Raw genomic sequence first — 12312 nt, forward strand, 5'->3', positions numbered from 1 at the left:
TCAGATGTTGATTACTGTTTTCTGGCAATTTGCGCCATAAGTTCGGCCTCAGCCACAAGTTTTCCGTTAGCGTAGGCATTAGCCTGCATGTGGCATATACCACGGCGTATAGGCGAAATAAGATCGCACTTAAATGTTAACGTATCTCCTGGCAATACCTTGTGTTTAAACTTAACATTATCTATTTTCATAAAATACGTAAGATAGTTTTCAGGGTCAGGAACAGTACTTAAAATAAGTATACCTCCTGTTTGCGCCATGGCCTCTACAATAAGTACGCCCGGCATAACCGGTGCACCGGGAAAATGGCCTACAAAAAAATCTTCGTTCATGGTAACATTTTTAAGCCCTACCACGTGGCTATCGCTCATTTCTAATATCCTGTCTATCAATAAAAACGGCGGACGGTGCGGCAATATACTCATTATTTTATGAATATCCATAAGAGGCTCTTTATACAAATCGTATACAGGAACCTGATTGCGCTGCTCTAACTTTATAATCTTAGACATTTTTTTTGCAAACTGCGTGTTTACAAAATGCCCAGGCTTATTAGCAATAACTTTACCTTTTATTCGCGTGCCTATTAAGGCAAGGTCACCTATAACATCTAATAATTTATGGCGTGCAGCCTCGTTAGGGTAATGCAGTGTAAGGTTATCTAAAATACCGTTTGGCTTAACAGTAATACTGTCTTTACCAAAGGCTTTTTTAAGATTTTCCATAGTCTCCGGAGAAATTTCCTTATCTACGTATACTATTGCATTGTTTAGGTCGCCGCCTTTTATAAGGCCATTTTCCAGTAAAGTCTCCAGCTCGTGTAAAAAGCTGAATGTCCTGGATTCAGAAATCTGCTCTTTAAAATCTTTAAGGCTTTTAAGTGTTGCATTTTGTGTACCAAGCACTTTAGTACCAAAATCTACCATTGCAGTAATTTGGTAATCATCTGCAGGCATAACAATTATCTCACTGCCTGTAGCTTCATCAGTATAAGAAATAACCTCTTTTACCACATATATACGGCGTTCTGCATCCTGTTCCTCTACGCCTACTTTTTCTATAGCCTCTACAAAAAACTTAGAAGAGCCATCCATAATAGGAGGTTCAGATGCGTCGAGCTCTATAATAACATTATCTACATCGCAGCCCACAAAAGCGGCAAGCACATGTTCTGATGTTTGTATCTTAACACCTTTCTTTTCAAGATTAGTGCCCCTTTGGGTATTTACTACATAATTGGCATCGGCTTCTACAACCGGTTGGCCTTCTAAATCTACCCTTACAAAAGTGTAACCATTATTTACCGGCGCGGGCTTAAAAGTTATGGTAACTTCTTTACCTGTGTGCAGCCCAACCCCCTTTAACGATATTTCGCTTTTGATTGTGGTTTGTTTAACCATTATATGTCGTTTTTGTTTACTTCCCTGGTTTGTTTTTTAAGATCATCTACGTCGGCCACTATTTTAGGAAGATTCCTAAAATGTACATAAGCCTTATTAAAATCAGTATATGGCATGGCCGGCGAACCTTGTACAGATTCGTTATCTGCTATACTTTTAGTAACGCCCGATTGTGCCTGAATGCGCACGTTATTGCCTATAACAAGATGGCCAATAATGCCTACCTGCCCTCCTACAATACAGCTGCTGCCTATTTTTGTAGAGCCTGCAACACCCGTTTGAGATGCTATAACAGTATTTTCGCCTATTACAACATTATGCGCAATTTGTATCTGGTTATCCAGCTTTACGCCTTTTTTTATGATGGTAGACCCTAACGTAGCCCTGTCTATAGTAGTACAAGAGCCTATATCTACATTATCTTCTATAATTACATTACCTATTTGCGGCACCTTATTGTAAACACCTTCCTCATTTGGCACGTAGCCAAAACCATCTGACCCTACAATAGCACCTGAGTGTATGGTACAGCCCGCCCCAATTTGGGTTTCGGAGTATATACGTACACCGGCAAATAAAATAGTATTATCGCCTATAGTTACGTTATCTCCTACAAAAGTGTTAGGATATATTTTTACGTTATTACCAATTTTTACATTTTTGCCTATATAGCAAAAACTGCCCAGGTACAGGTTATCGCCATAGGTAGCCCCTTCTGAAATTACAGAGGGTTGCTCTATGCCAGATTTCATTAATTTAACCTGGTTATAGTATTCCAGCAGCTTAGAGAACGATTTATAAGCATCTTCTACCTTTATAAGGGTAGTTGTTACTTCGGCTTCGGGCTCAAAAGTTTTATTTACTATAGTAATAGTAGCCTGCGTAGTATATATGTAAGGAAGGTATTTAGGATTAGCCAAAAAGGTTAAAGAACCATCGGTTCCCTCCTCTATTTTAGCCAGTGTAGATACCTCTGCATTTGGGTTACCCACAACCTCACCTTCCAGTATACCCGCTATTTGTTCTGCTGTAAATTTCATCCCGACAAAAATATAAAATTAAATTAAATAGCGGCTTTTTCCAAAAGCACTTTTGGAAAACACAGGTAATACTTTGTTACCGGCTTAGATAATGCCTTTAAATTCAACTGGTCAGATGCTTCTGCTACATCCTCCACAGTACGGTCTTTCATTAATATATGTATGGGTTCATCGGTTTTATTGTATGCCTGGTTCTTTATTTTACCCCTAAACACAAAATATTCTGCTTCTTTTTCCGTTATTCCGTACTTTTCCATGATGGTTTTTTGCAATACTACCACTTCATCTTTTGCCACTTTATCAGATTGCATCCTTATTTTGGGCAGGTCGCGGTTAATGATCATTTTACTTAATTCACTCAGCACAAAATCATCATGAAACTGCCACGCTTTTATCGCACTTATAATATCAAAATCGTCCAGGTAAGAGAATGTTTTAAGCACATTGGCGTCAAAATCTCCAAGTTCTATTTTATGTTGAAGGAAAAACTGTAAAGGTTCGCTGGCATTAATTTCTTTACCCTGATGCGTTAGGTCTTTTGCGCGTTTTAATATCTTGGTAAGCACAAGCTCTGCCGCAACGCTGGTTTTATGCAGGTAGGCCTGCCAGTACATTAGCCTGCGCGCCACAAGAAATTTCTCTACAGAGTAAATACCTTTCTCTTCTATAACCAGCAAATCGTCCTGAACGTTAAACATTTGTATAAGGCGCTCACTGTTTATATTGCCTTCGGCTACGCCACTGTAAAAACTATCGCGCTTAAGGTAGTCCATCCTGTCCATATCCAGCTGGCTCGATATAAGCTGAAGCATAAACTTGCGGTGGTAATTGCCTTTAAATATTTGTATGGCAAGGGTTAGCTTACCTGTAAAAGTTTCGTTTAAGCTATCCATAAACAGCATCGAGATGGCTTCATGGTTAACATTCTCTACAATGCTATGCTCCATAGCATGCGAAAATGGTCCGTGCCCTATATCGTGCAGTAATATGGCTATGCAAAGCGCGTTTTCTTCTTCGGCAGAAATATCTACACCTTTAAATTTAAGCACCTGTATGGTTTTATGCATAATGTGCATACAGCCTAAAGCATGATGAAAACGGGTATGGTGGGCGCCGGGATACACAAGGTATGACATTCCCATTTGGGATATACGCCTGAGCCTTTGAAAATAAGGATGCTGAATAAGGTCGTATATCAGCGGGTTGGTTATAGAGATAAACCCGTAAATAGGGTCATTAAGTATTTTAAGCTTGTTGATTTCGCTCACAGGACAGCAAATTTTTTAACAAATATACTAAAACCTGTTGGTTATTGGGCAAAATGCATCTATTTAACGTGTTGTGTAAGGGTTGTTAACGCATTTTTGTAAAAAAAGTTAAACATAGGTTAATACACATTGTGCAGACAACAGATTACGAACAGATTACGTAGTTTTACATAAGCAAAACTCATTGCCATGAAAATAGTACTACTCTCATTATCAGCATTTTTTACAATCACTTTTGTAAATGCACAACAAGTGCAGGAACGCCTTGACCAGCAGCCTGCCCCGGTAACCCAACAGCAGGTAGAACGTGATGCCAAGGTGGCAGATGATGTGCGAAAAAAGGATGACGCCGACAAAAAAAAGCAGGAGGCCGAAGCTAAAAAGAAGGAAGAAGAAAAAAAGGCTGTTGCCAAATCTGAAGATAAAAGTAAAAAGACTTCAACAACACCAGGAAAACAATAATAACGTTATTTTTTGTTACTTAGGTTATTGAAGGAGAGGCTCGCAAAGATTTTTGCGGGCCTTTTTTGATTATATTTGTTTAAACTCAATTTAAAGCAAATGCCACTAAGATCAAATCTTACAAAATTATTCTTTCTTTTTTTTACACTGGCCGCCTCTACAGGTAATGCCCAAGATTCAGAATCCTTACCATTGCTTTACAGTTACGATGAGGGTTATAAATTTATTGAAAAGGCTAAAAATTTTATCAACGCAGGCGAATACTATAAAGCAGAAAAGTTTTTAGATATGGCGGCACGGGCAGACTATGGTTTTTGCGGCAATGCCTGGTCATCCGCCAATGGCGAGATCGGTAATACAAAAGCCGAAATTTACATTATCCAAAGATATTACAACAAAGCACTCAATACATTAGAAACAGTTGGCGAATGCATGTTCGGATCCGATTGTGCCACAAGGGACAGCCTTAAAATAATGGCGCTGATAGGTAAATATGGCAAAACAAATGTAAGGGCCGCATTTAATGAGGCGAGCGGCTTTAAAAAACCGGATGTTTTAAATTATCAATATTCAGTACATCTCTCCTCCCTTAATTATACTTTTAAATTTGAAAATTATATTAAAATAGAAGGAAATATTCCTCAGAGTGATGAAGATATTAAAGCTTTAATGAAGAAGCAAAAATTTTACAGCCTGCTGGAATAAGGAATTCGCATGCAAACTACTCCTGTTCACCGCAATAATTACAATTAAAAGCAATGATAAACATATTGCTGCGTTAGCATAAATACTATAAGAATTGTGTTACGATTTTATAATAAATTTAGGACAAAATCTCTTAAATAACGCTAACTTGCAGGATTAATTACGAACGAAAATTCACTCATAAAATGAATGAGATCAAGATACTTTGGGTAGACGATGAAATAGACATGCTAAAGCCCCACATTATGTTTTTAGAGAAAAAAAACTATAATGTTACTACTGCCAATAATGGCCAGGATGCTTTAGAACTTTTTGATAAAGAAAACTTTGACGTAGTTTTTCTTGATGAGAACATGCCCGGACTTAGCGGCCTGGAAGTGCTTGCAGAGATGAAGGAAAAAAAATCAACAGTGCCCATAATCATGATCACCAAGAGTGAGGAAGAATATATTATGGAGGGCGCCATAGGCTCTAAAATTGCCGACTACCTTATTAAACCGGTTAATCCTAACCAAATACTGCTTTCTCTTAAAAAGAATCTCGACCACTCGCGCTTGATATCTGAAAAAACTACGCTGGATTACCAAAAGGAGTTCCGAAAGATATCTATGGATATGTCTATGGTAAGAACCTGGGAAGACTGGGTAGATTTTTACAAGCGCCTTATTTTTTGGGAGATGGAACTTGAGAATATTGAGGACCAGGGAATGATAGAGATATTAGAATCGCAAAAAGCAGAGGCCAACTCGCAGTTTGGTAAATTTATAGAGAAAAATTATGAAGACTGGTATGAGCCGAAGGCAGATAAACCGGTTCTTTCTCATAATGTTTTCCGTGAGCTTGTTGTTCCGGAAATACAAAAAAAACAGCCTATACTTTTTGTTGTAATAGATAACCTGCGTTATGATCAGTGGAAATCTTTTGAGGGTGCTGTGAGTAATCACTATAAACTGGAAAAAGAAGCCGCCTACTATGCTATTTTACCTACTGCCACACAGTATGCCCGTAATGCTATTTTTAGCGGTATGACACCGCTGGAGATGGAAAAGAAATTTCCGCAATACTGGAAAAATGACGTAGATGATGGTGGTAAAAACCTTTATGAAGCAGAGTTTTTAACCGAGCATTTAAAACGCCTTGGCCTTACTGCACTTAAGCAGGAATATTATAAGATAACTAATTTTGCTGCCGGTAAAAAACTGGTAGACAATTTTAAGTCGCTTAAAAATAATGACCTTACCACCATTGTATACAACTTTGTAGACATGCTTTCTCACGCCAAGACAGAGATGGATGTGGTTAAAGAACTTGCAAGTAACGATAAAGCATACAGGTCATTAACACAAAGCTGGTTCCGCAATTCGCCGTTGTTAGAGATAATTCAGCAGGCACAGCAAATGGGCTTTAAACTTATTATAACTACAGACCACGGTACTATAAACGTTAAGAACCCAAGCAAGGTTATAGGAGACAGGAATACCAGCCTTAACCTGCGTTATAAAACAGGACGAAGCTTAACGTATGAAGACCGCGACGTTTACCATGTAAAAGATCCTAAACGTATACAACTGCCTACAATAAACATGAGTAGTTCGTATATATTTGCAAAGAACGATTACTTCCTGGCTTATGTAAACAATTATAACCATTATGTAAGCTACTACCGCAATACGTACCAGCATGGTGGTATATCGCTGGAAGAAATGATCGTACCATTCTTAGTCTTCAACCCTAAATAGTTGAGGGCTCACTTTTAAAAATTTATAAGAAGATTCAACAGGCTTAATAGCATATAATTGAAAATACTAATGGAGATTACTTTTTCCCTTGAGGAAATTGACCAGGCTGCACAAAAAACGCTGGCCTTAAATTTAAAAAACATTATACTACTACATGGCAGTATGGGTGCGGGTAAAACCACATTTATAAAATCTTTGGCAAGGCAACTTGGGGTAACCGATATGACATCGAGCCCCACGTTCTCTATTGTAAACGAATATGCAACCAGCGACGACAAGCCATTATACCACTTTGACCTTTATCGCCTTAACAGCGAAGAGGAAGCTTACGATATGGGTATAGATGAGTACTTTTATTCGGGCAACTTATGCCTTATAGAATGGCCTGAAAAAACACCAAACCTTATCCCTTTAGACCATACTTCGCTTACTTTAAAAGCCCTGCCCGATGGCCGAAGGCATCTTACTGTAAAATAGTTGTTTATATTTGCCTTTTTTTGTAAATTTCTCCCATATAATAGCCACCCATGTCATTTACACCTTTTACAAGACAGCAACTTCTGCCACAGGAGGAAATGCTTGAAGTAGCCAGGCAGCGCAGCGACCTTTTTATAGGCATGCCAAAAGAAACGTCGTTCCAGGAACGCAGGATATGCCTTACGCCCGATGCTATAGCATCATTAACGGCACACGGCCACCGCGTAATGATGGAAAGCGGCGCAGGCCTTACTGCAAGTTATACCGATAAAGAATACAGCGATGCCGGTGCCGAAATAACGCACGATACTAAAAAAGTATTTGGCTGCCCTGTAATACTAAAGGTAGAACCGCCCACGGTAAAAGAGATCGAGATGATGAATCCCGAAACGCTGCTTATATCTGCACTGCAGTTAAAAACACAGCGCAAGGAATTTTTTGAGGCTTTAGAAACTAAAAAGATAACGGCACTTGCCTTTGAATTTATAAGAGATGAAGACGGCTCCTACCCTGCCGTAAAATCCCTTAGCGAAATTGCAGGAACAGCATCTGTACTAATAGCATCTGAACTAATGATTAGCCAGAAGCTTGGTAAGGGTTTATTATTTGGAAATATAACCGGTGTACCACCTACAGAGGTTGTTATACTTGGTGCAGGAACAGCCGCCGAATTTGCTGCAAAAACCGCTCTTGGCCTTGGTGCCAGCGTTAAGGTTTTTGACAATTCTATAAACAAGCTACGCCGACTGCAAAATAATCTTAACCAACGTATTTTTACGAGTACAATACAAGAGAAGGCTATTCTTAAAGCCTTAATGCGCTGCGACGTAGCCATAGGTGCTATGCGTGGCAAAGACCGCAGCCCGGTTATTGTAAGTGAAACGATGGTAGAGCGCATGAAGCGCGGTGCTGTAATTATAGATATTTCTATAGATACGGGAGGATGCTTTGAAACATCTGAAGTTACAACGCATGAAAAACCTACTTTCGTAAAACACAACGTCACGCACTATTGTGTGCCTAATATCCCTTCGCGTTACAGTAAAACAGCTTCGCTATCCATCAGTAATATCATTAGTCCATTTCTATTGCAAATGGCAGATGATGGTGGTATAGAAAGTGCCATACGCTGCAATGCCGGCCTTAAACATGGCATATACTTTTACCACGGCCGCCTTACCAACAGTAGTATTGCAGAGTGGTTTGATCTTGGTCATACCGATATTAACCTGATCGTATTTTAGCAAAGCAACCAAAAATAATATAACACACTTAAAATAAACTATAAAACAGTTGTAAAATATTTGTTTACAACTGTTTTATTTGTTTTTAATCTGCTTAATTTTAGTTAGATAACACTAATGCTTATCTTGTATACTACTTTGTAAAAGATTGGAAATTACTTTAAATCGGTTACTTTAATAATTGTGTCATCACCAGGTCCAAAAGTAGTACCAATTACAGTAATTGTTTCGCCTATAGCTACATTCCTGTATTTTTTAGGGTCGGCCATATTAGGGATGCTTATAGTACCTGTGTATATTTTGCCATCGGCAGCCTCAATAGTAGCAGAATAACCGTCTTTACCCCTGTTTATTTCTGTTACTTTACCGGTAACGGTAACTTCTGTCTCTTTTGCCGGTGCATCTTCTATGGCAGATGTATCTTCGCCGGTAACAGGCAGGTTTGCAGTACTGTCTACAGCCTCAGCGGCAGCAGTGGGGTCTTGTGTCATAACAGCGTCTTTTTTTTCTGAACAGGCAATGGCACCCATTAACGATATGGCAAGGCCAAATACTAAAATTTTGTTTTTCATAGTTTGTTATTTTACCCAAAGATACCATTTTTGAAAGACGAAAACCGTGAAGTTATCTTACTTTTAAGAGTATTAAATTATACTTTTAAATATGAATTTGTTGTAAAAACATAAAATCCCGGTTACATAAAATAACCGGGATAGTAACAACTAATTTAAAAGCATTATAAGTACCGGTTATGCGAACAGGTATTTTTTTAACTCGGCAGCTGCCTGAATAAACAGTGCCTTTGTTTGCGGAATATTTGCTAAGGGATTAAGTAACCCAAAATCGTGAATAGTACCATTATATCGTACCGTGGTAACATTTACACCGGCTTCATCGAGTTTACGCCCAAAAGATTCTCCCTCTTCCCGCAAAATATCAGCATCGGCAACCTGAATCAGTGTTGGCGGAAAGTCTCTCAGTATATCAAGTCCGGCATTTAATGGCGAAGCATAAATTTCTTCGCGTTCTGCAAGATCAGGTGTATAATTATCATACATCCATTTCATTAGCGACGTTGTTAAAAAGCGGTCTTCACCAAATTGATTGTAAGAAGATGTTTCAAAATTTGCCGCAACTATAGGCCACATCATTATTATATTGGCAATTTTAGGTCCTTTGTTCTCTATGGTTTTAATGGTGGTAACTGCCGTCATGTTGCCCCCTACGCTATTGCCTACTACTGATAGTTTAGTGCCATCTACATTAATTTCTTCGCCATTTTCTGCAACCCATTTTGTAGCTGCATAAATTTCATTTACTGCCTGTGGGTATTGTGCCTCCGGCGATGGTGTGTAGTTTACAAATATACCTGCTGCACCGCTTAATACAACCAGGTCTCTAACCATACGTTTGTGTGTAGGATAGTCGCCCAGTACCCAGCCACCTCCGTGCAGAAAAATAAATGCAGGCAATTTTTGTGTGCTGCCTTGTGGCTTAACTATGTTCAGTTTTACGGTATAGCCATTCTCGGTAATTGTAATTTCGGACTCGTCGATGCCGGAATAATCAACTTGCACCGATTTTTGCGCATCTATAAGTACCTGTCTTGCCGCTATAGGTGTAAGAGTTTCTAAAGGTACACCACCAGAATTAAGTGCTTTTAAAAATTCTTTTACCGGTTTGCTAATGTTAGGGTCTGCCGCATAGTTTACAACTTCGTCTAATGGAGTAATTTCAAATGTTTTCATGATCGTATATGTCTTATGGTTTGTAGTGTAAAAGTACTCCCACATAAAATCATATTTTTACGCCAATCGCCCAATAGGCAAAAGGAGTCGTTTAATAAGGCTTATGCTTATTTAACGACTCCCTCAAAATTAATTTACAATATTATTTTACTGCCTTCTGAGTTTTTTTTCTACAAAAAAATCCACTTCATCATTTATACGCGAAAACTGCAGCCTTTCCTGCTGGGCAAGCCTGTCAGTAAACAATATGCCTATAAGGTGATCTGTTTCGTGCTGAAAAATTACCGCCGTAAAGCCCTCTACCATTTCGTCATGGTGCTTACCCTCAAGATCGTAATAAGTAATGCGTATAGTGTAATTGCGCATAACATCGCCCTTTATATCAGGTATTGAAAGACAACCCTCTGTGCCCTTGCGCATGAGTGCCGACCTCCATGTTATCTTCGGGTTAAGATACACTTCAAAAGGTTCGCCCACTTTATCAAAGCGCTGCACCCATATTATATTGCGGTTTATGCCCACCTGTGGCGCAGCAATACCCACACCGGGACTGGCAGGATCTTTAACCGTGGCAAGCATGCGTTGCGCCAGTAAAGGGATGCTCTCGTCCTTAAGGTCTACCGTTGCAGATACACTTTGCAGTATTTTCAGGTCGGCAGGGTTAGTGGTTTGCAGCACGCGCATCATGGTGTTTTTGTCGCCGGCATTTATCAGGCTTTTTTCTGTTTCGTTCATTTTCTGGGCATGCACATTAGCTGCAGCTACGAGGGCAAATACAGCAAATAGTATTTTTTTCATGGATTTATATCCCCGCTACTTCTTTAATTTCGTTAATAATGCGCACGGCAAGTTCATCTGCCTTTTCCTGTGTTTGCGCCTCTGTATATATCCTGATAATTGGTTCAGTATTCGATTTACGAAGGTGTACCCACTCATTGGCAAAGTCTATTTTTACACCATCTATTACAGATATATCTTCGTTACTATATTTACCTGCCATAGCCTCAAGAATGGCATCTACATTAATTTGCGGTGTAAGCTCTATTTTGTTTTTGCTCATATAGTATTGCGGGTATGATGCCCTTAGCTCTGCTACAGTTTTAGTTTGCCCGGCAAGATACGTTAAGAACAAAGCGACACCCACTAACGAGTCGCGGCCGTAATGTAATTCTGGGTAAATAATACCGCCATTACCCTCGCCACCTATAATGGCATTATTCTTTTTCATAAGGTCTACCACATTAACCTCTCCTACAGCGCTGGCCTCATAAGTACCGCCATATTTTTGGGTAATATCCCGCAATGCACGCGAAGAAGACATGTTGCTTACCGTGTTACCGGGTGTTTTACTCAGCACATAATCTGCACAGGCTACAAGAGTGTATTCCTCGCCAAACATTTCGCCATCGTTGCTAATAAATGCAAGACGGTCTACATCCGGGTCTACCACTATGCCCAAATGCGCTTTTTCTTCCACAACAAGCCTGCAAATGTCTCCCAGGTGTTCTTTAAGCGGCTCCGGGTTGTGCGGAAAATGTCCGTTAGGCTCGCAGTATAGTTTTACAACTTCAACCCCCATTTGTTCCAGCAACTTAGGGATGACAATTCCACCGGAAGAGTTAACGCCATCTACCACTACTTTAAAACCTGCAGCCCGTACAGCATCGGCATCTACAAGTGGTAAATCAAGCACCTCATCTATATGGATATCCATGTAGGCATCGTTAATGGTAACTTCGCCCAAATTATCCACGTCGGCAAAATCAAATGCTTCGCTTTCGGCAATTTCCAGTATTACGGCACCATTATCGCCACTAAGGAACTCCCCTTTTTCATTTAACAGTTTAAGGGCATTCCATTGTTTAGGGTTATGGCTTGCAGTAAGTATAATACCACCATCGGCACCTTCCATAGGTACGGCAACCTCTACCGTTGGTGTGGTAGAAAGGCCAAGGTCTATTACATTTATACCTAAACCTACAAGCGTGTTAGCTACAAGGTTATGTATCATAGGGCCTGAAATGCGCGCATCGCGGCCTATAACAACGGTTAGTTTTTGTTTATCAGAATTATTTTTAAGCCACGTACCATAAGCCGAGGCAAATTTTACAGCATCAACAGGTGTAAGGTTATCGCCGGTTTTACCGCCTATTGTTCCCCTAATGCCTGATATCGATTTAATTAATGTCATTCTCTATGCGTTTGTTAAGAAAACAAAGATAGTGGTTT

12 protein-coding genes are annotated in these 12312 nt (G+C 39.6%); 5 read left to right on the top strand and 7 right to left on the bottom strand.

All coding sequences use genetic code 11. From position 1 onward, the window contains the following. Positions 1 to 11 precede the first annotated feature (11 nt). The 3 genes from F565_RS0103195 to F565_RS0103205 are packed head-to-tail and all read right to left on the bottom strand — an operon-like array spanning position 12 to position 3708. Positions 12 to 1400, bottom strand: a complete 1389-nt coding sequence (locus F565_RS0103195; RefSeq protein ID WP_020211753.1) for a bifunctional UDP-3-O-[3-hydroxymyristoyl] N-acetylglucosamine deacetylase/3-hydroxyacyl-ACP dehydratase — start codon at positions 1398 to 1400, stop codon at positions 12 to 14. After that, a complete protein-coding gene (gene lpxD, locus F565_RS0103200) occupies positions 1400 to 2440 on the bottom strand; it encodes a UDP-3-O-(3-hydroxymyristoyl)glucosamine N-acyltransferase (protein ID WP_020211754.1) in 1041 nt (346 codons plus the stop codon). The genes F565_RS0103195 and lpxD overlap by 1 nt, the downstream gene beginning before the upstream one ends. Positions 2441 to 2463: 23 nt before the next feature. Then, positions 2464 to 3708 carry an HD domain-containing protein gene (locus tag F565_RS0103205; protein WP_020211755.1) on the bottom strand — a complete coding sequence of 415 codons (1245 nt, stop codon included), beginning with the start codon at positions 3706 to 3708 and terminating at the stop codon, positions 2464 to 2466. A gap of 189 nt (positions 3709 to 3897) precedes the next feature. Here F565_RS0103205 and F565_RS0103210 point away from each other — a divergent pair, with 189 nt between their 5' ends. From F565_RS0103210 to F565_RS0103230, 5 genes are all read left to right on the top strand, one after another. After that, positions 3898 to 4170, top strand: a complete 273-nt coding sequence (locus F565_RS0103210) for a hypothetical protein (RefSeq protein WP_020211756.1) — start codon at positions 3898 to 3900, stop codon at positions 4168 to 4170. 99 nt (positions 4171 to 4269) lie between these two features. Continuing rightward, on the top strand, positions 4270 to 4875 hold the full coding sequence (locus F565_RS0103215) for a hypothetical protein (protein WP_020211757.1): 606 nt from the start codon (positions 4270 to 4272) through the stop codon (positions 4873 to 4875). Positions 4876 to 5060: 185 nt separating this feature from the next. Beyond that, the gene (porX, locus tag F565_RS0103220) at positions 5061 to 6614 is read left to right on the top strand and encodes a T9SS response regulator signal transducer PorX (RefSeq protein ID WP_020211758.1); all 1554 of its coding nucleotides are present in this window, start codon (positions 5061 to 5063) and stop codon (positions 6612 to 6614) included. Between the two features lie 69 nt (positions 6615 to 6683). Then, positions 6684 to 7091, top strand: a complete 408-nt coding sequence (gene tsaE / locus F565_RS0103225) for a tRNA (adenosine(37)-N6)-threonylcarbamoyltransferase complex ATPase subunit type 1 TsaE (protein ID WP_020211759.1) — start codon at positions 6684 to 6686, stop codon at positions 7089 to 7091. A gap of 50 nt (positions 7092 to 7141) precedes the next feature. Further along, positions 7142 to 8335 carry an alanine dehydrogenase gene (locus F565_RS0103230; protein ID WP_020211760.1) on the top strand — a complete coding sequence of 398 codons (1194 nt, stop codon included), beginning with the start codon at positions 7142 to 7144 and terminating at the stop codon, positions 8333 to 8335. Between the two features lie 155 nt (positions 8336 to 8490). Here the strand turns inward: F565_RS0103230 and F565_RS0103235 are convergent, their stop codons facing one another. From F565_RS0103235 to glmM, 4 genes are all read right to left on the bottom strand, one after another. Next, a complete protein-coding gene (locus F565_RS0103235; protein WP_020211761.1) occupies positions 8491 to 8907 on the bottom strand; it encodes an OB-fold nucleic acid binding domain-containing protein in 417 nt (138 codons plus the stop codon). A 177-nt stretch (positions 8908 to 9084) separates the two neighbouring features. Further along, positions 9085 to 10083 carry an alpha/beta hydrolase gene (locus F565_RS0103240; RefSeq protein WP_020211762.1) on the bottom strand — a complete coding sequence of 333 codons (999 nt, stop codon included), beginning with the start codon at positions 10081 to 10083 and terminating at the stop codon, positions 9085 to 9087. 147 nt (positions 10084 to 10230) lie between these two features. After that, positions 10231 to 10881 (bottom strand): peptide deformylase, encoded by a 651-nt coding sequence (def, locus tag F565_RS21145; RefSeq protein WP_020211763.1) that lies wholly within the window; start codon positions 10879 to 10881, stop codon positions 10231 to 10233. A 4-nt stretch (positions 10882 to 10885) separates the two neighbouring features. Further along, on the bottom strand, positions 10886 to 12274 hold the full coding sequence (gene glmM, locus F565_RS0103250) for a phosphoglucosamine mutase (RefSeq protein ID WP_020211764.1): 1389 nt from the start codon (positions 12272 to 12274) through the stop codon (positions 10886 to 10888). Between the last annotated feature and the right edge of the window lie 38 nt (positions 12275 to 12312).

It is taken from the genome of Flavobacterium rivuli WB 3.3-2 = DSM 21788, from assembly GCF_000378485.1.
GTDB classification, from domain to species: domain Bacteria; phylum Bacteroidota; class Bacteroidia; order Flavobacteriales; family Flavobacteriaceae; genus Flavobacterium; species Flavobacterium rivuli.